We start from the raw sequence: 20,655 nt of genomic DNA, 5'->3' as shown, positions 1-20,655 counted from the left end.
GATGATCGCGGCGGAGTCGTTGGCAGTCACGTTGCGCGCTTCCAGCGCGGCAGCGGCGCCGGCACCGTCGAGACGGTCCATGTTAGCTTCACTGGCGTGGCCGGCGTTGGCGCCCTTGATCACCGCTGCACCGGTGTCTTCGTTGTCGACTTCATCCCAACTCAGCATTGAAATACTCCTTCCTGATCTGTTCTGACGGCGTGTGAACCCGTCCAAAAATATGCGGTTTGCAGGCTACTAGGCATTGAAATGCTGCGCGTAGTGTGGTCGGTAAATACCGATACTGCACACTATGTAGTGGTCTGTTCTGTTTGTGGGCACACTATATGGTGTGTAACAAAGTAGGTCAACGCACAAGATAGGCGCTCATCGGTCGCTGCCAGGCGGTCATTCGGCTATAAAGCCTGGGTTCACTGGCCACACACGGAAACTCAAGGGAATGAAAAAAAATCTGATCCGCCCAGCCACTCAAGAAGACGCCGAAAGCCTCTTCGCGGTGCACCAAAACGCCGTCGAAAACCTGTGCAATGCCGCCTTCGGCTTTCGCAAGATCGGCGAGGGTAGGTTCAGCCGTGGCAACAGCCCGGTTTCCATCGAGATCATCAGGATGGAGCGGGCTTTTTAGGAAAGGAAACGCGCGCGGGCTCACGCTGGGTGCTGGGCCAGCGGATCAACAATGAGGGATGACGGCCAAATTGACGACTTGTCCAAGACTGGATATGTTGTCTTGCATGAAAAACACCTCGCCCGAAGAAACCACCCTGATCAGCCAGCTCGAACAGATTGCCGAAGGCTTGAGCAAAACCTTCAGCCCATTCTGCGAAGTGGTGCTGCACGACTTGCGCGACCCGCAGCACGCGATCCTGGCCATCCATAACAACCTTTCGGGGCGCCAACCGGGCGACCCGGCGACCGAGCTGGGCCTGGCGCGGATTGCCGACCCGGACTACCCGCAAGTCATCGCCAACTACCAGAATCAATTCGCCGATGGCCGCCAGGTCAAGAGCACGTCGATCGGCATCAAGGACGCCAGCGGCAAGTACGTCGCCGCGTTGTGCATGAACGTCGATCTCTCGTTGTTCCGAGGCTTGCAGGGCATGTTGGAACAGTTTGGTTCAGTCAGTGGCGACACGCCCAGCGAGTCCCTCGATCCGTCCGGTGCCGACGTGATTCGCGCGCGTATCGACCAGTTCGCCGCGCGTCTGGCGACCACCCCGCGCGCGCTCAAGACGGCGGATCGGCGGCTGCTCCTGCAAGAGCTGAAAGACTCAGGCTGCATGGACATTCGCCGGGCCATGGAGACGGTGGCCTCGCACCTGGGCGTGTCGCGCGCAGCGGTCTACACCTACGCCAAGTAGCGCGCCACGGCTTCAACCTCCACCCGATTCATGGCGCCTCGCTGAGCAGCGCGGCATAGCGCTGGATATCGACGTTGCCGCCGGTGACGATAATCCCCACGCGTTGGCCCTTGAACTGCTTGCCCAGTTGGCGCAACGCAGCCAGGCCCAGGCAGCCGGTGGGTTCCACCACCATCTTCATGCGCTGCATGAAAAACCGCATGGCATCCACCAACTGCGCGTCGGAGACGGTGAGGATGTCGCTCACCAGGTCCCGAATGATCGGGAAAGTGAAGTTGCCCAGGTGCTGGGTTTGCGCACCGTCGGCGATGGTCGCCGGGGTGTCGATGTGCACGATGCTGCCGGTGCGCAATGAGCGCTGGCCGTCGTTGCCGGCTTCGGGTTCGACACCAAACAGCTGGCAATCCGGTGACAGCGCGCGGGTCGAAAGCGCAGTGCCTGAAAGCATGCCGCCACCGCCCAGGCCGACGAACAGAGCGTCCAAGGGCCCGGTGAACGCCAGCAACTCCTTGGCGGCCGTGCCTTGGCCGGCGAGGATGTGCGGGTGGTCGTAGGGCGGGATCAGGGTCATCCCTTGCTCGTTGGCAAGGCGACGACCGATCGCTTCGCGGTCTTCAGTGAAGCGGTCATACAGCACCACACTGGCGCCATATTCGCGGGTGGCGGCGACCTTGGCGGCCGGCGCATCGGAGGGCATCACAATCGTCGCCGGCATGCCCAGCAAGCGCGCCGCCAGGGCAATACCCTGGGCGTGGTTGCCGGAGGAGAACGCCACCACGCCAGCCTTGCGCTGCGGCGCGTCAAACTGCGACAGGGCATTGAACGCGCCACGAAACTTGAACGAGCCGGTGCGTTGCAGGTTTTCACATTTAATGAAGACTTCAGCGCCGGTTTCGGCGTTGAGGGTGCGCGAGGTGAACACTGGCGTGGGATGCGCGAAGCCCTCCAGGCGCTGGGCGGCGGCGATGACGTCTGGGTAGGTAGGCAATTGCATGCGACGGACCTCGTTTGCGTGTTTGGATAAAATATCCATATCAAGACAAATAGTAAAGTTCCGTTGGGTCATGCTAGCGTTTCGAGCTTCTTTGACTGCTGGAGGGTTCGCCGTTGATCCGACTCACCGACTACATCGCCAACGTTGCCCAGTCACCGTTGGCGCCGTGGGCTGAACTGGCACCTTGGGCGCTGGTGACACAGGCGTCCGCCATTGTTCGTACGTTGCTGGCCGAACTGCCTGCCGATGAGTACATCATTCACGATGAAATCGCCGTGCACCGAACCGCCACCGTAGAACCCGGCGCTTTGCTCAAAGGCCCGCTGATCATCGGTGCCGAGTGTTTCATCGCCAGCTGCGCGCTGCTGCGTGGTGGCTGCTGGGTGGATGCGCACTGCATCATCGGCCCCGGCGCCGAGCTGAAAACGTCGTTTGTGTTCAGTGGCAGCAAGCTGGCGCACTTCAATTTTGTCGGCGATTCGGTGCTCGGCCATGGGATCAATCTGGAGGCCGGCAGCATCGTCGCCAACTACCGCAACGAACGAGAGGACAAGGACGTGCAGGTGCGCATCGACGGGCAATTGCAGCGCACCGGTTGCGACAAATTCGGCGCTTTGCTCGGCGATCAAAGCCGAATCGGCGCCAATGCGGTGCTGGCGCCGGGCGCGGTGTTGGCGCCTGCCAGCGTCATCGGCCGTGGGCAGGTGTTCGACGCGGAGGCGTCTGCATAAACGTAATGTTGAAAAGAGCATGGTGTGTCGGCACGATATTAAATAGAATGAATCTCATTTGAGACTCACTCGCGCCGCGCAGGTCGCTTGCCATGAATGATGCTGTTGTCCCGACCCACGCCGCCGAACACACGCTGTCGAGTTTGTACCGCGACCACCGCAGCTGGCTCGAAAGCTGGCTGCGGCGGCGCCTGGGCAATGCCTGGGATGCGGCGGACCTGAGCCAGGATACCTTCCTGCGGGTGCTGGCCAGTGCCCAGCCGATTGCGCAGATGCAGGAGCCGCGCGCGTACCTGGTGACGGTTGGCAAGCGCCTGCTGGTCAACTTTCATCAGCGGCGTAGCCTTGAGCAGGCTTACTTGAATGCCCTGGCAAACCTGCCGGAAACCTGTGTGCCGTCGCCGGAGCAACGCTGGTTGGTGCTGGAAACCCTGCAAGCGTTGGATGAGATGCTCGACGGTTTGCCGGTACTGGTGCGCCGTGCGTTTCTGTGGAGCCAGCTGGAAGGCCTGGGGTATCGCGAGATCGCCGAACGGCTCGACGTATCCGAGCGCACGGTGAAGCGCTACATGGCGCAGGCCTACGAACACTGTTTACTGGTGGAGTTGTGAGCCGCGATGTCGCGCGTGCCGCCGCCCAGTGGCTGGCCTTGCTGGAGTCGGGCGCGGCCACCGAGCGTGACCACGCAGCGTTGCAGCAGTGGCGCGACAGCCATCCCCACCACGAACAGACCTGGCAGAAAGCCCAATCCCTGCGCCAGCGTTTCAGCGACTTGCCACACGCATTGGCGATGGCCAGCCTCGACCGCTCGCAACCGGGGCGACGCGCAATCCTCAAGCGTGCCTTGGGGGTTGCCGCGTTGGTGCCGACGGCCTGGCTGATCAGCCGCCAGTTGCCCATCGACGCGTGGCGGGCCGATTTGCATACCGCCACGGGCGAGCGCAAACGCCTGCCGTTGGCCGATGGCAGCAGCTTGCAACTCAACACCGCCACGGCGGTGGATGTCGATCTTGCACAGCGGCGCGTCACCTTGGTGGACGGTGAACTGGCGGTGAATGTGCCGGACGCAGCGTTGATGAGCGTGCAAACCCGCTACGGCGACGTTGAAGTCAGCCAGGCCGAGGTGTGTGTGCGGCAGCTGGCGGCCGGTTGCCTGGTGTCGGTGCTCAAAGGGGCGGTGCAAGTGCGTGACCTGCAAGGGCGAGTGGCGACGCTAAGCCGTGGTCAGCAAGCCCCCTTGGAGGCCCACGGGCTTGGCGCCTGGGCGCCGTTTGATGTGCTGCAACTGGGCTGGCGGGACGGTGTGTTGACCGCTCAGAACCAGCCGCTGGGGGATTTTCTGCGCGAATTGGAGCGTTATCGCCCAGGTGTGTTGCGCTGGGACCCGAGCCTGGAAACGTTGCGGGTTACGGGAAGCTTTCGCTTGGATGACACCGACCGCATCCTGACGCTGCTGTCCCAGACGCTGGGGTTTGAGGTGCGCGCGCGGACGCGGTATTGGGTGACGCTGAGCCGCACACTGGCTTAACGAGTTGTTGTGGCGGGCGGCCTAGATCACATGCGCCCGCTGCAACTCGGTCAGGCACAGCGCCTTGAGCCGAGCCAGTAACGGGTCGCGCCGGTCCCGTGGGTGAGGCAGGTCCACCGCCAGCTCTTGGCGGATGCTGCTCGGCCGATTATCCATCACCAGCACTCGGTCACTCAGGTACAGCGCCTCGTCCACGTCATGGGTCACCAGCAATAACGCAATGGCATGGTGCTCGGCCAGTTGCAGCAGCAAGTCCTGCAGTTTCATGCGGGTGAAGGCATCCACCGCGCTGAACGGCTCGTCCAGCAGTAACACCTGCGGACGCGAATACAGGCCGCGTGCAATCGCCACCCGTTGCGCCATGCCGCCGGACAACGCCTTGGGCAGTGCCTGGGCGAAGCCCTTCAGACCGACTTCCTCGATCAACTGGGTAACCCAGGCTGGGTCATAGTGGTCGTCATCACTGAAACCGATGTTTTGCTCCACCGTCAGCCAGGGCATCAGCCGCGGTTCCTGGAACACAAAGGCCACTTCGCCTTCGGGGCTGCGCAGCTGGCCTTGAAAGTCCTTTTCCAGCCCGGCGACGATGCGCAGCAATGTGCTTTTGCCGCAGCCGCTTGGCCCCAGCAGGCTCACGGTTTCGCGCGGCTGTAAGGCCAGGTGCACGTTGGTCAGCACGGTGGTGCTGGCGAAGCTTTTACACTCCACGCGAATATCCAATAAAGGCTGCATGCTCATTGCTGCGCACCTTGGCCGTTGAACGTGTCACGCCAAGCCAGGCAGCGTTTCTCCAAGGCGGCGAGTACGCCATCACTGACTTTACCGAGCAGCGCCAACACGATGATTGCTGCCAGCACGATGTCCGGCCGCGAGGTTTCGCGCCCATCACTGAGCAAATAGCCCAAGCCCTTGGTGGCCGCGATCAATTCGGCCGCCACCAGGAACATCCACGCCAGGCTCAGGCCGCTGCGCAAACCGGTAAACAGGCCGGGCAGGGCGGCGGGCAACAGAATCCGCCGCACCAGACGGCGTCGGTTGAAGCCGTACATTTGCCCGACTTCCACCAGCTTGCGGTCGATATCGCGAATCGCCGCGACGCCATTGAGGTACACCGGGAAAAACGCACCTATCGCAATCAGCACAATTTTCGAGGTTTCATCGATGCCCAGCCATAGCAGCAACAGCGGCACCCAGGCCAGGCTCGGAATTGAGCGCAGCCCGGCAAATGTCGGTTCCAGATAGGCCTCGGCTTCACGGCTCAAACCCACCCAGGCGGCGAACACCAGGGCCAGGCCGGCGCCGATGGCGAAGCCCGCCAGCACCCGCAACAGGCTGGCGCTGATGTGTTTCCACAACGCGCCTTCAGCCAGGTCAGTGAGGGTTACGGCGATCTCGCTGGGCGCCGGCATCTGGTACGACGGCAGCCAGCCGATACGCACCACCACCTCCAGCACCAGCAGGATCAGCACCGGCAACGCCAGGCCTTTGAGCCGCCGTGGCCAGGCACTGCGGTGAATGACCACCGGCGCCACAAGCGGCACGGTTTGGGTTTTGCTGGTCATCACGCGCCCCTTACTGCTTCGGCAAGGTCTGGCCGAACGAAGTATCGATCAACTGGTCGATCACCTGGTCCACATTCACCCCGCGGCGGACCAACTCCTCGGACACCAGGATCGGCGCGGCGGCCTTGGATGACACTGCATCTTTGTCGGTCAGCAACGGTGCGCTGAGGTCGGTGCGCGACAGTTGCAGCTTGGCCACTTCCAGCGGCAGGCCGGATTCGTCGGCGAGCAGTTTGGCGAATTCATCCGGGTGTTTCACCGCCCAGTCGCGGGCTTTTTCATAGGCGCCGAGCACTTTGCTGATGGTCTGTGGGTGCGCCTTGGCGTACTGCTCGGTGACGCTGATCACGCCGTAGCTGTTGAAGTCTTTGTTGCGGTACAACAGGCGCGAACCCGCCTGGATTTCACTGGCGGCCATGTGCGGGTCGAGGCCGGCCCAGGCGTCCACGTCACCTTTCTCCAGCGCGGTGCGGCCGTCCGGGTGTTGCAGGTGCACCAACTCGACATCGTCTTTTTTCAGCCCAGCGTGCTGCAGGCTGCGCAGGGTGAACAGGTACGGGTCGGTGCCTTTGGTGGCGGCGATTTTCTTGCCTTTGAGGTCTGTCACGCTTTTGAAGGGTGAGTCTTTGCGAACAACCAAAGCCGTCCACTCGGCCCGGCTGTAGACATACACCGATTTGATTGGGCTGCCATTCGCGCGGCTCAAAACGGCTGACAAACTGGCGGAGGAGGCGAAGTCGACGCCGCCGCTGTTGAGGTATTCCAGGGAACGGTTGCTGCCCTGGCTTAGGACCCAGCCGACTTTGGTGTGCGGTAAGGCTTGTTCCAGCCAGCCGAAATGCTTGAGCACCAGGCTGACCGGTGAGTAGTAGGCATAATCCAAGTTGACGTGCGCGGGATCGGTATCGGCAGCGAAGGCCTGTGGTTGCAGGCACAGGGCGAGGGCGCAGGCGCCCAGTAAGCGTTGGGTGAAGGGTTTCATGGAACAGCTCCGGGCAAGGCGATGAGAGAAGGCTTTTTTTATATTCAGAAAATTGAAATGGCATGTTCCATCATGCTTTGTCGGCTTTCTTTGATCGGAGCAGATGCAGTCTCTGTGCCATTGAGTTCGCAGGCGTATTTGCTAGGGGTTGAGCAGCGATTGCTGTGATGGGAGCGGGCAGTTTGTTGATCAGCTGTTGCCAGGTGAACAGCTGTCATATACCAATATCGAATAAATAAAGAGTTATTTATTCCTTTTAATGGTCGTTTGGATAGCGCATTTTGAGGGCCTGCGCATTCGTGCGGATTGATCCAACAGCCAAAAGGAAAGCCGACATGACTATTAAAGCGATCAACGTGCGCAATCAGTTCAAGGGCGTGATCAAGGAGATCCTGCTGGGCGAAGTGGTGTCCGAGATCGACGTGCAAACCGCGTCCGGCATTGTCACCTCAGTGATTACCACCCGCTCGGTGCGTGACCTGGAATTGAAAGTGGGCAGTGAAGTGATTGCCTTTGTGAAGTCGACCGAAGTGTCGATTGCCAAGCTGTAAACCCTGAATTCGTCTGGCAGCACCGCAATGTTCTGCTTTTCTGTGGGAGCTGGCTTGCCTGCGATGGCATCCACGCGTTATGCCTGATACACCGAGGTGTCTGCATCGCAGGCAAGCCAGCTCCCACATTGATAGATGCCAGCCTAATGGGCCTCAGTTGAGGCCGAACATTTTCGACGTTGTGAATTGAAGCCTAGCGGTGACGCAGTGCACGTTCCATGCGCTGCACACCTTCTTCGAGCATCGCCCGTGGGCAGCCAAAGTTCAGGCGTACGAACTGCTGGCTGTCATCGCCGAACTCTATCCCCGCACTCAAGCCGACCTTGGCCTGTTCCAGGAAGAATTGTTGCGGGTCATCCAGGCCCAGCGCGCTGCAATCGAGCCACGCCAGGTAGGTGCCTTGCGGCGCATGCATCACCACGCCGGGCAGACGGGTTTGCACGGCATTGTGCAAGTAGTCGCGGTTGCCTTGCAGGTACTGCACCAGCGCGTCCAGCCATTCCCCGCACTGGCTGTAGGCGGCGCGAGTGGCTTCCAGGCCCAAGGGGCTTACGCTGTCGACCATGCCGCAGCGCGCGTTGTTGAACCGCTCGCGCACCTCGGCGTTTTGCACCACCGCGAAGCAGGTCTTTAAACCCGCCACGTTGTAGGCTTTGCTCGCCGACATCAGGGTGATGGTGCGTTGGGCAATTTCCTCGCTGAGGCTGGCGGTGGGAATGTGGCGGCGGCCGTCGAAGCACAGTTCGGCGTGGATTTCGTCGCTGATGATCAGCGTGCCGTTTTCCAGGCAGGCGTTGGCCACAGCCAGTAGTTCTTCGCGCGGGAAGACCTTGCCGATAGGGTTGTGCGGGTTGCTCAATAGCAGCGCACCGGCACCGTTCAGCGCTTGGCGCATGGCTGGCAACGGCGTCGCGTACTCACCGTTGGCCCACTCAAACGGCACCTCGATACGCGGCAGGTTCCAGTGGCCCGGCGCCAGCCGAATCGGCCGATAGTTGGGGGTTTGCTGCACCACCGGCTGGCCCGGCTGCACGAACGCGTGCAGGGCCATGTTGAAGCCCGGCTCCACGCCCGGCAGGAACAACAGCGCTTCGGGCTGTACGCGCCAGGCGTATTTGTTCCAGAGGTCGGCAACGATGGCTTCGCGTACGTCCGGCCCGGCGACGCTGTAGCCCAGGATTTGCTGGTCGAGGCGATCATGCAGGGCTTGCAGTACGGCAGGTGGCGCGGCGATATCCATGTCGGCGATCCACATCGGCAAGACGTCTTGCGGGTAACGGTTCCACTTGGTGCTGCCGGTGCCGAAGCGGGGGTGGATCGTGTCGAAATCAAAGCTCATGGGGGGCTCGTGTCAGGAAAGCAGGCGCAAGAATGGCGCTGATTCTAGCGCCATTATTTTTATAGGCCAGAGCTGATTGTTGCAGACAGCTGCCGGTGTGCCTGTTCCATGGTTCGGCTGACCGCTTCTTCACCGCGCACCCTCGCGCCGAAGTAGACGAAACCCAGGCGGTGGACCTTGGGCCTCGAACTTTTGTGGGCGCTGTTTTTGTTTTAAAGAGGTCACCAGAAGAAGGCGCAGATAAATCCGATAGTTACCCGTGGAGTGAGTTTGTATGTTCGCCTGATCAGGACTCACGCTGACAAGGATGACGGGCCTATAGATGTATACACGGAACTACACACGGAACTATCCATGCAACTATTGTCTTCGCTTGCTAATCCGTTTTTACCGGCCATCGCACCTGACCAGAGCGTCGCCTCGGTGCCTGACCAGCCCGCTGTAACTGCTCACACTCGGTCACGCAGGGATACGGCTAATGTGACGGATACCGGCCAAACACCGAAGCCTAAAAAGATCAAGGACGCTGAAGTACCCAAGCACTTTATAAAAAAAATCAGTGATACCAAAGTGGGGCCTGCGCACAGCGAATTTATGCAGGGCTTTAACCGGCCCTCTGCTGTAGTGATCCCCGGTTACTCTGACAAGATGAGCGCCTTGGCGCTGATGAGGTTGGCGCTGAGTCCGTCGATAACGCCAGAACAAGTCGGGGCATTAACCCGTCTCAATGAGCAGCGTTTCATCAACACGTCTCATGACCACTCGCGCGTGTTCTCGAAGGAGTTGTCGGGCAGCGGCGTGAAGGTCACACCCATGCCTCAAGGTTATTACCTCTCTGTGATCAACCAATTAAGCGAGGGCGAATGTGCAGGGATTTCACATCTGTTGTCGCTGGCCGTGAGAGAGGGCAAACAGCATATTTTTCTGGGTAATATTTATCAGGCCCTTGCCTACCCCGACAAGCCTGAGTCACAAGTTTTTTTTCGTAGGCTTGCCGAGGTGCAGTTGTCGTTTGAACCGAATGGTGCGCATGACCCTACAACCTCGAAGGATGTCCCCTATACGGCAATTGCACCCGAACTGACTGATTCGCCTACGACAAAAACGATGTTGATCAGCAGTTCCGGGCATCGCATAACTGCCGGTGTCATCGTGGGGCCTGATAAAGAGCGAACGTATTACTTCAGTGATCCGAACGGTGCTTTTATCGAGTTTTCTTCCAAGGAGGCTTTTGACGAAGGATTAAAGAAGGTATTTACCAGTGCCAGGCTGAAGGGGTTTAACAAGCCGATTAATGACAGTTCTTTTCGGCCTCAGTATCAAATGAGTGTATTCAATCCCCATTATATTCGGCAGGGTGCCCCCACCTTGAGCGACATTAGATTTATGTATGACGCTCCTTTGGCCGGTCTCGATGACGTAAAGGTGATTGATGCCTCTGTCGTGCCGACGCCGAGGGAATTTGGCATCAGGGCGCCGGCCCCCGCAGGTGCGCCTTTGGCGGATTATCAAAAGGTGTCAAAGGGCCTGGAAAAACTGCATGAGTCCAAGGGAATGTCGCAGTTTCATGACACGGTAAGTGTCTTGGAGGCCGCCCGACAATTTACAGCTCACCATCCAGACTCTTCCCTCGTAAAGGATATGAAGATACTTGAGCAAACGTTGCTCAACGTGATCAATGAGGCGGCTGCGCCTGTTGGGTATCCCTATGCCTTCGAGCGTATGGAGAAACAGCGGGCCGATCTGCCCCAGCGTGAGTTAGGTGCAGTAACCAAGTCTCAGGTTAAGGTCTTGCAGGGTGTAGAAGTTGATCTGCACAGTCATATCAAGGCTGACCCCGACATGTTCAAAGTCGTGATTGATGCGGTGGATACTGCGCTATTGAAACTTAGCCAACACGACCCGCAAACCTTCCAGGCGGTGGGGCGGGAGATCAAAGTGATCATTGCCAGCCCCGGTGATCAGGCGCAAACACAGCTGCGCATAACCGACACAAAGCCCACCTTGATTATCGGTGACGATTTTTTCACCCACGGCGAGCGTGGCGACTCCGTTGCCGATCGAGTAGGCATTTTTGCCGGACACATGGGCGATCCGCCCTTAGCGAATAAGCAAGCTGCATCGCTCGCGGGCCTGTTTGGCACGCTGGGCTATTACAAAGCGGACCCCAAAGGTTTTCTCGAGGTCATTAACAATAAACAAACGTTCCAACCCGCTGGGCCCACGCTCAGTGCACGTGCCGGCAGAAACCAGCTGGAGTTTGTGACGCAAGCCTTCACCGCGCGGCTCTACGATGGGTCGCTTGATAAGCGTACCACGGCCGAACTTGACAGGATTTTCGCGCCAACTGGCAGCGCCGTAGGGCCTGAGCCGGTATTAACGCCTCCACCCGCATCAGGTACTGGGTCCACGCCTGTGCGCAGAGACGGCTCTTTGCGTCCCGGCACCGCCCCTAAGCCGAGAACCCCCGTCGCACCTTCCATTTACGCACCACCGCCGCTGACGCTTGCGCACGTCGATGAGGCAGTACTGCTGCGCCTGCAAAAACTCGATGATGCCAGGCCATTGATCAACGTGGGTGAAAAACAATTCAGTCGCGTCGAACTGTACAAAATGGGGTACAGCATCAATGGCAAGCCGGTGGAAAATCCATTGGTCGGCGATCCGGAGGGTCGCAAGTTAGCGGGCGCAATGCACCTGGATTATCCGAGCTTCCAGGCGTATCTCAAGTGGGGTGGTGACGATGTCAGAGCCTCTGATGTGTTTACTGAGATCGCCTCCCAGCGCAGTGTGAACGCGCCACCCATGATCAACAGTGGCGACGCAAGCGCCATGTTTGAGACCCTGAAAACATCGGCCCGTGACATGTCGAGACAGGCTGCTGAAATCCGCGAGGTGCAGCGCAACAACAAGCCGCTCCCCGCGGATTTCTTTTCCCCGGGATCCCCCGATAAACCAGGCGCGGCGAACACCGCGGGTCTCGGGTTTCAGGCTTTCAGTACCTTTCAAGGGGTACGCAGTGCCATCGACAGTTTCAATCGTGGTGATACCACGGCGGGCGCCATAAGCCTCGGTGCCGTGGCGGCTGACTATGCCGGCATGGGGCTAGAGGCTGGCCTGAACAACGTGGCGCAGAAGGCGGTCAGCAAGGCTGCGCCCACCATACTCAGCTTCCAGACCGCCACTATCGGCAAAATGATCGGCAAAGTCGCGGGTACCGCCGGTACGGTGTTCAGCACGCCTTTTGATGTGGTCAATGCTGTTGATTCGTTCAAAAAAGCCGGTCAAAGCACGGGCAAGGAAGCTCAGGATCACTACGTTAATGGCGCCTTTTCAGTCGCCAATGCTGCCACCTCGATTGCCTTGACCGCCGCTTATCTGGCGGGCTTTAGTGCAGCCGGGCCGGCAGGGCTGATTGTGGCGGGGGTTTTGATGAGCGTCCAGGCGATTTACTCGGCAGTGCGTACCGTAGAGAACATAAATGAACATACACCGCTGACGGGGCAGCAGAAGTTTTCGCTCGGTACGAAGGCGTTCCTGGGCTTTGAACCGGGGTTTGACGTTATGAAGCCCTTTTTGGAAGCGAAGATACCCAAGGAGCACGAAGCAGCGGAGCGGGAGCGCTTTAAAAAATTTCTGGAGGGGCCAGGCAAGGACCTTTTTGAGCGTGTTGTATTCGGCTCTGTGAAGGTTGAGGTCACGCAGATTCCGGGGAGTGTTGGGCTTACAGGGCAGCATTGGTGGGCCCCCATTACCTATCTGCTGAACCTGATCAAAGTGGATGGCACCGTCACGAACGTCAAAACCCAGGGAGGAAACGATCGTATTAACGCGCCTCCGGAGTCCTGGAACGGCAAGTTGGTGCCTCCTGTGGAAGGCGTTGGCGGGGAGAAAAAAGCCACGCTCTGGGACTTGGGCGACGGTGATGACACGGTGTCAGGCGTGCAGACCAAACCCAATTATTTTTCGTTGGGCGGTGGCAAAAAACTGATGAGCGGAGGGGAGGCCGACGATACGGTCATCTTCACCGCCGATGCGCGCCAGACATTGGAGCAAGCCAGGCAAGTTCGGGAGGCCGGAGCGAACGGCGTCAGGGAAAAGGGTTCCGAGTTCTGGGGGGGGGGACGGCAGAAACACACTGATCTTTTCCGGCGAACTGAACACTAAATACACGGTCGTTCGCGAGCCTAAGACAGCCACCTATCTGGGGCATGTCATTGACTTCAAAACCGGTACGATTGCGGTCAATACCCCTGACTCGAACACTCACGGCGCGGCGCCCGTTGCGCGCTTTCATTCATTTTCCAATGCTGCCACGGTTGAAAATGGGGAAAGTTTTGTCCAGGGCGATGATCAGAGCAATATGCTGACGCTCAATGGCAAGAACGACACGGTTTTAACCGGTAAAGGCGCGAACGTCATTGTGATCAATGGTGGCGCCAGCGTCGTCGGGCAGGGTGATGCCAATACCTACATCATTAACAAGGCCCCGCGGCCCGTGACCATCAATGACCCGGCCGACAGCGTCGTCAGGCTGGATTACAGCGCCGCTCAAATCCGCGATTGGGGCGTTACGCACGAAGGGGATCTGGTCGCAACATTGAACGGCGATGCACCCGGAAAGACTCGACTGTTGACGATCAAGAATGCCTATCCCGATGGCTCGACAGCGGATAACGTCCGGCTGAAATTCATCACTGATGACGGCGTGATGATGATGATCAATGCCCCGCGCAAAGCGGGCTCATCCAACCGTGTTGTACAAGTGAGCAGTATGAAGGTTGGGGGTGGCAAGCCTGAAGCTTAAGGTCGGGCGGGCGCAATAATGGCGCTGACCCCAGCGCTATTATTGTTATAGGCCAGAGCTGATGGTTTCGTGCAGCTGCCGGCGTGCCTGTTCCACGGCGCGACTGACCGTTTCTGCACCGCGCACCATCGCGCCCAGGTAGACAAAACCCACCGTGCGGATGCCCACCGTCGACAGGATGGCGGTCATGTAGGGCGTGAGAAAATCCGGCTCATGCCCTTTGCGTACATTGCCCGAGCTGACCAGCACAAACGTACGCCGGTCCTTGAGCAGGCCAACCTTTTCGAACTGTGCATTCACCGTGAAACTGCGTTCAATGCGCACCACATGATCGATCCAGCCCTTGAGCGCCGCGGGTACGGTGAAATTGTGCACCGGGGTGCAGAGGACCAGCAGGTCGCAGGCTTCCAGCTCAACGATCAACTGTTCCGATAGGGCCGTGGCGCTGCCGCTCAAACCGCCTGGGGTGGTAAGTGCATTGGCGTATTCGCGGGTCAGCGGCGGCAGCGCCCGGGCGCCGTAGTCGCGCTCGGTGACGTGGGCATCGGGCACCTGCTCGTTGAGCAGGGCGCGTGCCAGCTTGAAGGTCTGCGCGGCCTTGCCGTGGGGGCTGAAACTGAGCAGCAGGGCGCGGGTCATTGGCTCAAATCCTGGGAAAAGTGCATCCCCTGCGGCAGCAAGCCCTGGCGGAAATAGAAACGCTGGGCCAAGGCCTTGTGCATGCCGGTATCCAGCACCAGGTAGCGGTAGCCGCGTGCGCGGGTTTCTTCACGGACCCGGTCAAGCAGTTGCTCGCCCAGGCGCCGACGCTGCAAGGCGGCGTCCACGACCAGGTCATCGACGTAGATAAAACGCCCGTACAGGGTGTTTTCCGTCAGGCGATAGCCGACCAAACCGATCACCTTGCCCTGTTCACGGGCGGCCAGCAGGTGATAGCCGTTTTGCTGTTGGCGCTGGATTTGTTCGGCGAACGCTGCTGCGTCAGTCAGGTGCGGGCGCAGTTGCTGCATCACCGCAAAGCTTTCGATGCATTCAGCCTGGGTTTGCATGGGCACGAATTCGACGTGTTCATTCATAGCTGAGGTTCTCCAGATGAGCCTTGATCGCGGCGGGTACTTTGCGAAAGCTGATGGCGACGCGGTTCAAGGCGTTCATCAGTGAAATCGCCAGGGTCAGGTCGGCGATTTCTTTTTCGTTGAAAACCGCCGCTGCCTCGGCGTAATCGGCATCCGGAACCTGGGTTTGCGCCACTTGAGTGACGATCTCGGCCCAGGCCAGTGCTGCGCTTTCACGTGGCGTGAACAGCGGTAATGCCTCGCGCCAGGCGGCCAGTAGCATGATTTTTTCCAGGCCCACGCCTTGCTTGAGCAAGTCGCGGGAGTGGGAGTCCAGGCAATAGGCGCAGCCGTTGAGTTGTGAGACCCGCAGGTACACCAGGTCGATCAATTCTTTCTCCAGGCCGCAGCCGTGGATGTAACTGTGCACCGAGCCCAGTGCTTTGTAGCCGGCAGGCGCGGCGAAGGCGTAATCGAGGCGGTGGTTCATGGGCGATCCTTGTTTGTTGAATAAGGTTTACTGATAAGGGATGCGCCATTTTCGGCGGCGGCACGGCTGCCCAACAGGGGCATGATTGGACAAGTGGGTTGGGACATGATCAGACTCGGCGTTGTCTATCTGCCGAGCCTGCCTGCGATGTCACCACTGCCCAAATACCAGGAAATCTACCGACGCTTTCGCCTGGCCATCGACCAGGGCCAACTTGGCCCGGGTGATCGGGTGCCGTCGGTGCGCAGCCTCGCCCTGGAACTCAACGTGGCGCGGGGGACGGTGGAGGCGGCGTATCAGTTGCTGGTCAGCGAGGGCTTTTTCGAGGCGCGTGGGCAGGCCGGCACCGTGATTGCTGGGGCTTTGCCGCAGTTGCCCGTGAAGCCGCAGCCTGTGGTGCCGTCGACTGCACCGGGGCCGAGGCCACTGCAAATGGGCCTGCCGGCGCTGGATGCGTTCCCGCGCAAGCTGTGGGCGCGGCTGGTCACTCAACAAGTGCGTCGCACTGATGCCGATAGCCTGGCGATGGGCGACGTACGTGGCGCCCTGGCCTTGCGCGTGGCGATTGCCAACTACCTTGCGCTGTACCGGGGCGTGGAGTGCACGCCGCAGCAGGTGTTCGTGTGCGCGGGGTATGCGGGGTGTTTGACGCTGTTGTGCGATGCGCTGCAGATGACGGGGCAGCGTTGCTGGTTTGAAGACCCGGGGTATTTGCATGCGCGGCGGTTGTTGGTTCATCAAGGCGTGGAACTGGTACCGGTGCCGGTGGATGGTGAGGGGTTGGAGGTTGAGCGTGGGATGCAAAGGGATCGGCAGGCGCGGTTGGCAATTGTGACGCCGGCGCATCAGAGCCCGCTGGGTGTGGCGTTGAGTCCGGCGCGGCGCCAGGCTTTGCTGGAGTGGGCGCGGGAGCAGGGGAGTTGGGTGGTTGAGGATGATTACGACAGTGAGTTTCGCTACCGGGGGCAGCCGTTGGCGGCGCTCAAGAGTCAGGATGTAGGGGATCGGGTGATCTATGCCGGGAGCTTCAGCAAGATGCTGTTTCCGGGGTTGCGGTTGGGGTATTGGGTGGTGCCCGCTTCTTTGGTGGAGGCGTTTGGGCGTAGTGCTGAGAGGTTGCAGCAGCGTAGTGCGCAGTTGTTGCAACTGACGGCGGCGGACTTTTTGGAGCAGGGGCATTTTACTCGGCATCTGAAGAAGATGCGGCAGTTGTATGCGCAGCGCCGGGGGTTGTTGGTGGCGGCGCTGGAGGTGCATTGCTCGGGGTTTTTGCGGGTGGATGAGCAGGCTGGGGGGGTTAACCTGCTGGCGCGGTTGTTGGTCTCGGTGCCGGATCATGTTGTTGCCGAGGCGGCTGATCGTGCGGGTTTGGCTGTTCATGCATTGTCGGGTTGGATGCTGGAGCCGGGGCGGGAGCAGGGGGTGGTGATGGGGTTTACGAATGTGGTGACGGCTCGAGATGCGGCGGATCTGGCGATGGTTTTGCACAGGGTTATTGCGCAGTGTCTATCCGTTGCTTCGATAACGACGGCTTAGGGTTCCACTCTTACGGCGGGTCACTTTTGGCCAACGCCGGGATCGCCGCACCGCTTCGATGCAGGCACCTCGGTCTATCAGGCATAACCAGTTGATGCCATCGCAGGCAGGCCAGCGCCCACAGTTCGACCCGGTTTCTACCGTGGGATCGGTGTTACGCCACGCAACACCAAATCACGGATAAACCCCAGCCAATCCTGCTGCTGCCCCTTATCTGCCAGGTCCTCACCCGGAAACGAGCTGAGCGTATGGTGGTTGGAGCTATAGAAGTAGCACAGCGAAGCAATCATCAAGTACATGTGCTTGACGCAGTCGTTCTAGATAAACGCCACCAGATCGCGCAACACCTGCAGCGGTGCATCCAGGTCCAGCTTGGGTTTGCTTTCGGCCTTGTTGAACTGCTCGTAGACGTATTCCAGCACGCAGATGAACAGGTGTTCCTTGCTGCAGAAATAGTAATAAAGCATGCGGTCGTTGGAGTCGGCTGTCTTGGAAATACAGTCGACACGCTTTTCGCGCCCGCTCTATGACCGACAAGTTCTGTAATAAAAACGCCATTGCGCTGGGGATTAAATCCGGGAAGGGCTATTTTGGTGCGTCTCAATAACTAGAGTAGCCATGGATGAAATACCAACCTTTGAGCCGCACCTTAATCGCCACCGCCCTGGTGTTGACGGTCAGCGGTGTGCAAGCCGCTTCCCAGGCCCCGGTGGCCGGTGAAAACGGCATGGTAGTAACCGCTCAGCATTTGGCCACTCATGTGGGTGTGGATGTGCTCAAGGCTGGCGGTAATGCGGTTGATGCGGCCGTGGCTGTGGGCTATGCGTTGGCGGTGGTGTACCCGGCGGCGGGTAACCTCGGTGGCGGCGGCTTCATGACCGTGCAGTTGGCGGACGGGCGCAAGACCTTCCTCGACTTCCGCGAAAAAGCCCCGCTGGCGGCCACCGCCGACATGTACCTGGACAAAGACGGCAACGTCATTGATGGCCTCAGCGCCAAGGGCCACCTGGCGGTCGGCGTGCCCGGCACGGTGTCCGGCATGGAAGCCGCGCTGAGCAAGTACGGCACCCTCAAGCGCGCCCAGGTGATTGCGCCGGCGATCAAGCTGGCGGAAAACGGCTTCGAACTGGAGCAGGGTGATATCGACCTGCTGCACACCGCCACCGGCGAGTTTGAAAAAGACAAAGACCTGCGCGGGATCTTCCTGCACAACGGCCAACCGATGCAGGTCGGCCAGAAGTTGGTGCAGAAAGACTTGGCCAAGACCCTCAAGGAAATCTCCGCCAAGGGCACCGACGGCTTCTATAAAGGTTGGGTCGCCAAGGCGCTGGTGGATTCCAGCCAGGCCGGCAAAGGCATCATCACCCAGGCTGACCTCGACACGTACAAGACCCGTGAACTGGCGCCCATCGAGTGCGATTACCGTGGCTACCACGTGGTCTCGGCACCGCCACCCAGCTCGGGCGGCGTGGTGATCTGCCAGATCATGAACATCCTCGAAGGCTACCCAATGGCCGACCTGGGCTATCACTCGGCCCAAGGCCTGCACTACCAGATCGAAGCGATGCGCCACGCCTACGTGGACCGTAACAGCTACCTCGGCGACCCGGATTTTGTGAAAAACCCGATTGCCCACCTGCTGGACAAGGACTACGCCGCCAAGCTGCGCGCTGCCATCGAGCCGCAAAAGGCCGGGGATTCCCAGGCGATCAAGCCGGGTGTGTCGCCCCATGAAGGCAACAACACCACGCACTATTCCATCGTCGACAAGTGGGGCAACGCAGTTTCGGTGACCTACACCCTCAACGACTGGTTCGGTGCCGGCGTGATGGCGAGCAAGACCGGGGTGATCCTCAACGATGAAATGGACGACTTCACCGTCAAGGTCGGCGTGCCGAACATGTACGGGCTGGTCCAGGGCGAAGCCAACGCCATCGCACCGGGCAAGGCACCGTTGTCGTCGATGAGCCCGACCATTGTGACCAAGGACGGCAAGGCGGTGATGGTGGTGGGTACGCCCGGTGGTAGCCGGATTATCACCGCCACCTTGCTGACCATCCTGAATGTCATTGACTACAAGATGAACATCCAGGAAGCCGTGGATGCGCCGCGTTTCCACCAGCAGTGGATGCCTGAGACCACCAACCTCGAAACCTTCGCGGTGAGCCCGGACACTCAGAAAATCCTCGAGAGCTGGGGCCACAAGTTTGCCGGCCCTCAGGATGCCAACCACTTGGCGGCCATTCTGGTGGGGGCGCCGTCCCTGGGCGGCAAGCCGGTGGGCAACAATCGCTTCTACGGGGCTAACGACCCGCGTCGTAACACGGGGTTGTCGCTCGGTTACTAAGGACTGATTGAGCATCTGCACACCTTCCGGGCTCCACCCCAAGAGCCCTGGAAGGACCCCGCCCCATGAGCGCGCTGAAAATCGCCACCTTCAATGATGCGCATGTTTATAGGCCAATCTCCTTTAGAAGATTGACTGGCGCGAAGGGAAAGGGACTGCGTTGATCCGGTGGTCGGCATTACGCGTTGAGCAGTTGCGTTACCGCTTCAAATGCCTGGGCACGGCGCTCTTCCCAGTTGCCGCGAATCACCACGGCGGGCTTATGGTGCTGCTCGATCCACTCCAGGCTACCCTGGAAAAACGCGCGGCGATCCGCCAGTTCCGGTTGGCAGCGCTGGCCGTCGGCGGTCCACTCCACATCCTCGGGAGAGAGCAGCAGGTGCAGGTCGTAATGGCGGGCCAGCAGCTCACTGTCCAGCCACGCCGGGTAGTCACCGAAGAGGGTTTGGCTCCACAGCTTGTTGGTCAGCAGGTGGGTGTCGAGGACGAGTAGGTTGGGCTGTTCGGCGCGGGCGGCGTCTTCCCAGGCCAGTTGGCCACGGGCGATAGCGGGGATGTCCGCCAGGGTGGTGTCGCGTTGGTGGTGGTCGATGAAATGGCGCACGTATTCGCCCACCATAAGGCCGCCAAAGTGCGCGTGCAGTTGCGCCGCCAGCCAGCTTTTGCCGCTGGACTCGGGGCCGGCCAGTACCACTACCTTCATGCGCGCAGCGCCGGGTCGGCGCGCCATTCACGCCAGCCTTGCACGGCGATCACGGTGAACAGGGCGTAGAGCACGGCGGTGAGGTACAGGCCTTTGTAGAGGAACAGCCCGACGAAAATTACATCCACGGCAATCCACAGCGGCCAGCACTGCACGCGTTTTTGCGCCATCCACATTTGCGCCACCAGGCTGAAGCCGGTGAGGGCGGCGTCGAGCCACGGTTGAGCGGCGTCGGTCCAGTGGGCCATGGCGGCGCCGAGCAACAGGCTGAAGACGGCGCCGATGGCCAGGCTGGTGATGATCGCGGGTACGCCGAGGCTGGTGACCTGACGGCCTTGCTTGACTTGGCCGGCGCGGGTCCATTGCCACCAGCCGTAAAGTTGCAGGGCGGCGTAGACCACTTGCAGGAGCATGTCGGAATAGAGTTTTACGTCGAAGAATACCCAGGTGTAGAGCAACACCATGACCAGGCCGATGGGCCAACACCAAGGGTTCTGCTTGACCGTCAGCCAGACGGCAATCACTCCCAGGGCGGCGGCGAACAGTTCAAGCCCGGACATGGTGGTTCCTTGGGAGAGTGGGAGAGGGCGGTGATTGTAACCAGAGGTGAGTTTTCTTCAAACGTTGGTGTGAGTACATATCCGTTATTTGGGTAACGGCGGCTTAGGGTTG

General features: G+C 59.9%; 20 protein-coding genes and 2 pseudogenes. 10 read left to right on the top strand and 12 right to left on the bottom strand.

The annotated features are described in order from the left end of the window. Positions 1-168, bottom strand: a pseudogene (locus ACI77I_RS29255) (ribonucleotide-diphosphate reductase subunit beta); the annotation flags it as partial. Positions 169-439: 271 nt separating this feature from the next. Between ACI77I_RS29255 and ACI77I_RS29250 the strand changes: the two are divergent. Continuing rightward, entirely contained in the window at positions 440-625 is a 186-nt protein-coding gene (locus tag ACI77I_RS29250) for a hypothetical protein (RefSeq protein WP_406999634.1), read from the top strand. Between the two features lie 106 nt (positions 626-731). Beyond that, the gene (locus ACI77I_RS29245; protein ID WP_406999632.1) at positions 732-1,358 is read left to right on the top strand and encodes a transcriptional regulator; all 627 of its coding nucleotides are present in this window, start codon (positions 732-734) and stop codon (positions 1,356-1,358) included. A 28-nt stretch (positions 1,359-1,386) separates the two neighbouring features. Here ACI77I_RS29245 and ACI77I_RS29240 read toward each other — a convergent pair whose 3' ends face one another. Beyond that, positions 1,387-2,352, bottom strand: a complete 966-nt coding sequence (locus ACI77I_RS29240) for a threo-3-hydroxy-L-aspartate ammonia-lyase (protein ID WP_242155920.1) — start codon at positions 2,350-2,352, stop codon at positions 1,387-1,389. A 113-nt stretch (positions 2,353-2,465) separates the two neighbouring features. Here ACI77I_RS29240 and ACI77I_RS29235 point away from each other — a divergent pair, with 113 nt between their 5' ends. The 3 genes from ACI77I_RS29235 to ACI77I_RS29225 all read left to right on the top strand — a co-directional run bounded on the left by ACI77I_RS29235 (position 2,466) and on the right by ACI77I_RS29225 (position 4,611). Beyond that, the gene (locus ACI77I_RS29235; RefSeq protein ID WP_406999630.1) at positions 2,466-3,083 is read left to right on the top strand and encodes an LpxA family transferase; all 618 of its coding nucleotides are present in this window, start codon (positions 2,466-2,468) and stop codon (positions 3,081-3,083) included. Between the two features lie 92 nt (positions 3,084-3,175). Beyond that, entirely contained in the window at positions 3,176-3,694 is a 519-nt protein-coding gene (locus tag ACI77I_RS29230; RefSeq protein WP_094953596.1) for a sigma-70 family RNA polymerase sigma factor, read from the top strand. Next, entirely contained in the window at positions 3,691-4,611 is a 921-nt protein-coding gene (locus ACI77I_RS29225) for a FecR domain-containing protein (protein WP_406999628.1), read from the top strand. Before ACI77I_RS29230 ends, ACI77I_RS29225 begins: the two co-directional genes overlap by 4 nt. A gap of 21 nt (positions 4,612-4,632) precedes the next feature. Here the strand turns inward: ACI77I_RS29225 and ACI77I_RS29220 are convergent, their stop codons facing one another. The 3 genes from ACI77I_RS29220 to ACI77I_RS29210 are packed head-to-tail and all read right to left on the bottom strand — an operon-like array spanning position 4,633 to position 7,155. Then, on the bottom strand, positions 4,633-5,349 hold the full coding sequence (locus ACI77I_RS29220) for an ABC transporter ATP-binding protein (protein WP_406999626.1): 717 nt from the start codon (positions 5,347-5,349) through the stop codon (positions 4,633-4,635). Next, the gene (locus ACI77I_RS29215) at positions 5,346-6,173 is read right to left on the bottom strand and encodes an ABC transporter permease (protein WP_406999624.1); all 828 of its coding nucleotides are present in this window, start codon (positions 6,171-6,173) and stop codon (positions 5,346-5,348) included. Before ACI77I_RS29215 ends, ACI77I_RS29220 begins: the two co-directional genes overlap by 4 nt. A gap of 10 nt (positions 6,174-6,183) precedes the next feature. Then, a complete protein-coding gene (locus ACI77I_RS29210; RefSeq protein ID WP_242155924.1) occupies positions 6,184-7,155 on the bottom strand; it encodes an aliphatic sulfonate ABC transporter substrate-binding protein in 972 nt (323 codons plus the stop codon). 335 nt (positions 7,156-7,490) lie between these two features. Here ACI77I_RS29210 and ACI77I_RS29205 point away from each other — a divergent pair, with 335 nt between their 5' ends. Then, positions 7,491-7,706 carry a molybdopterin-binding protein gene (locus tag ACI77I_RS29205; RefSeq protein WP_003173733.1) on the top strand — a complete coding sequence of 72 codons (216 nt, stop codon included), beginning with the start codon at positions 7,491-7,493 and terminating at the stop codon, positions 7,704-7,706. A gap of 193 nt (positions 7,707-7,899) precedes the next feature. On the opposite strand, the gene ACI77I_RS29200 is transcribed toward ACI77I_RS29205, so the two are convergent. After that, entirely contained in the window at positions 7,900-9,045 is a 1,146-nt protein-coding gene (locus ACI77I_RS29200; RefSeq protein WP_406999622.1) for a MalY/PatB family protein, read from the bottom strand. Between the two features lie 354 nt (positions 9,046-9,399). Between ACI77I_RS29200 and ACI77I_RS29195 the strand changes: the two genes are divergently transcribed. Beyond that, the gene (locus ACI77I_RS29195) at positions 9,400-13,212 is read left to right on the top strand and encodes a hypothetical protein (protein ID WP_406999620.1); all 3,813 of its coding nucleotides are present in this window, start codon (positions 9,400-9,402) and stop codon (positions 13,210-13,212) included. A gap of 196 nt (positions 13,213-13,408) precedes the next feature. Beyond that, the gene (locus ACI77I_RS29190) at positions 13,409-13,852 is read left to right on the top strand and encodes a hypothetical protein (protein WP_406999618.1); all 444 of its coding nucleotides are present in this window, start codon (positions 13,409-13,411) and stop codon (positions 13,850-13,852) included. Between the two features lie 45 nt (positions 13,853-13,897). On the opposite strand, the gene ACI77I_RS29185 is transcribed toward ACI77I_RS29190, so the two are convergent. From ACI77I_RS29185 to ACI77I_RS29175, 3 genes are read right to left on the bottom strand one after another with little or no spacing between them, the layout of a single operon-like run. After that, positions 13,898-14,491 (bottom strand): FMN-dependent NADH-azoreductase, encoded by a 594-nt coding sequence (locus tag ACI77I_RS29185; protein ID WP_406999616.1) that lies wholly within the window; start codon positions 14,489-14,491, stop codon positions 13,898-13,900. After that, positions 14,488-14,928, bottom strand: a complete 441-nt coding sequence (locus tag ACI77I_RS29180) for an N-acetyltransferase family protein (protein ID WP_406999614.1) — start codon at positions 14,926-14,928, stop codon at positions 14,488-14,490. Before ACI77I_RS29180 ends, ACI77I_RS29185 begins: the two co-directional genes overlap by 4 nt. Beyond that, positions 14,921-15,397, bottom strand: coding sequence for a carboxymuconolactone decarboxylase family protein (locus tag ACI77I_RS29175; RefSeq protein ID WP_406999612.1), 477 nt, complete (start codon positions 15,395-15,397; stop codon positions 14,921-14,923). The genes ACI77I_RS29180 and ACI77I_RS29175 overlap by 8 nt, the downstream gene beginning before the upstream one ends. Positions 15,398-15,544: 147 nt before the next feature. Here ACI77I_RS29175 and ACI77I_RS29170 point away from each other — a divergent pair, with 147 nt between their 5' ends. Further along, positions 15,545-16,933, top strand: coding sequence for a PLP-dependent aminotransferase family protein (locus tag ACI77I_RS29170; protein WP_406999636.1), 1,389 nt, complete (start codon positions 15,545-15,547; stop codon positions 16,931-16,933). 137 nt (positions 16,934-17,070) lie between these two features. Here the strand turns inward: ACI77I_RS29170 and ACI77I_RS29165 are convergent. Beyond that, positions 17,071-17,442, bottom strand: a pseudogene (locus ACI77I_RS29165) (TetR family transcriptional regulator); the annotation flags it as partial. Positions 17,443-17,555: 113 nt separating this feature from the next. Between ACI77I_RS29165 and ggt the strand changes: the two are divergent. After that, on the top strand, positions 17,556-19,280 hold the full coding sequence (gene ggt / locus ACI77I_RS29160) for a gamma-glutamyltransferase (RefSeq protein WP_094952477.1): 1,725 nt from the start codon (positions 17,556-17,558) through the stop codon (positions 19,278-19,280). Between the two features lie 178 nt (positions 19,281-19,458). Here the strand turns inward: ggt and ACI77I_RS29155 are convergent, their stop codons facing one another. After that, entirely contained in the window at positions 19,459-19,983 is a 525-nt protein-coding gene (locus ACI77I_RS29155; RefSeq protein ID WP_094952476.1) for an AAA family ATPase, read from the bottom strand. Continuing rightward, complete coding sequence (pnuC, locus tag ACI77I_RS29150; protein WP_406999610.1) at positions 19,980-20,543, bottom strand: nicotinamide riboside transporter PnuC; 564 nt, start codon at positions 20,541-20,543, stop codon at positions 19,980-19,982. The genes ACI77I_RS29155 and pnuC overlap by 4 nt, the downstream gene beginning before the upstream one ends. Between the last annotated feature and the right edge of the window lie 112 nt (positions 20,544-20,655).

It is taken from the genome of Pseudomonas sp. D47, from assembly GCF_045447305.1.
In the GTDB taxonomy this organism is placed as follows: domain Bacteria; phylum Pseudomonadota; class Gammaproteobacteria; order Pseudomonadales; family Pseudomonadaceae; genus Aquipseudomonas.
Note: the sequence above shows the minus strand (reverse complement) of the source record. Positions and strands in the feature narration are given on the sequence as shown.

Excerpts from the sequence above, each read along its gene's own strand:
- ACI77I_RS29245 (WP_406999632.1), top strand. The coding sequence starts at position 732 with ATGAAAAACACCTCGCCCGAAGAAACCACCCTGATCAGCCAGCTCGAA.
- ACI77I_RS29155 (WP_094952476.1), bottom strand. The coding sequence starts at position 19,983 with ATGAAGGTAGTGGTACTGGCCGGCCCCGAGTCCAGCGGCAAAAGCTGG.
- ACI77I_RS29200 (WP_406999622.1), bottom strand. The coding sequence starts at position 9,045 with ATGAGCTTTGATTTCGACACGATCCACCCCCGCTTCGGCACCGGCAGC.
- ACI77I_RS29215 (WP_406999624.1), bottom strand. The coding sequence starts at position 6,173 with ATGACCAGCAAAACCCAAACCGTGCCGCTTGTGGCGCCGGTGGTCATT.
- ACI77I_RS29190 (WP_406999618.1), top strand. The coding sequence starts at position 13,409 with ATGCTGACGCTCAATGGCAAGAACGACACGGTTTTAACCGGTAAAGGC.
- ACI77I_RS29250 (WP_406999634.1), top strand. The coding sequence starts at position 440 with ATGAAAAAAAATCTGATCCGCCCAGCCACTCAAGAAGACGCCGAAAGC.
- ggt (WP_094952477.1), top strand. The coding sequence starts at position 17,556 with ATGAAATACCAACCTTTGAGCCGCACCTTAATCGCCACCGCCCTGGTG.
- pnuC (WP_406999610.1), bottom strand. The coding sequence starts at position 20,543 with ATGTCCGGGCTTGAACTGTTCGCCGCCGCCCTGGGAGTGATTGCCGTC.
- ACI77I_RS29170 (WP_406999636.1), top strand. The coding sequence starts at position 15,545 with ATGTCACCACTGCCCAAATACCAGGAAATCTACCGACGCTTTCGCCTG.
- ACI77I_RS29185 (WP_406999616.1), bottom strand. The coding sequence starts at position 14,491 with ATGACCCGCGCCCTGCTGCTCAGTTTCAGCCCCCACGGCAAGGCCGCG.
- ACI77I_RS29180 (WP_406999614.1), bottom strand. The coding sequence starts at position 14,928 with ATGAATGAACACGTCGAATTCGTGCCCATGCAAACCCAGGCTGAATGC.
- ACI77I_RS29210 (WP_242155924.1), bottom strand. The coding sequence starts at position 7,155 with ATGAAACCCTTCACCCAACGCTTACTGGGCGCCTGCGCCCTCGCCCTG.
- ACI77I_RS29195 (WP_406999620.1), top strand. The coding sequence starts at position 9,400 with ATGCAACTATTGTCTTCGCTTGCTAATCCGTTTTTACCGGCCATCGCA.
- ACI77I_RS29205 (WP_003173733.1), top strand. The coding sequence starts at position 7,491 with ATGACTATTAAAGCGATCAACGTGCGCAATCAGTTCAAGGGCGTGATC.
- ACI77I_RS29240 (WP_242155920.1), bottom strand. The coding sequence starts at position 2,352 with ATGCAATTGCCTACCTACCCAGACGTCATCGCCGCCGCCCAGCGCCTG.
- ACI77I_RS29175 (WP_406999612.1), bottom strand. The coding sequence starts at position 15,397 with ATGAACCACCGCCTCGATTACGCCTTCGCCGCGCCTGCCGGCTACAAA.
- ACI77I_RS29220 (WP_406999626.1), bottom strand. The coding sequence starts at position 5,349 with ATGAGCATGCAGCCTTTATTGGATATTCGCGTGGAGTGTAAAAGCTTC.
- ACI77I_RS29230 (WP_094953596.1), top strand. The coding sequence starts at position 3,176 with ATGAATGATGCTGTTGTCCCGACCCACGCCGCCGAACACACGCTGTCG.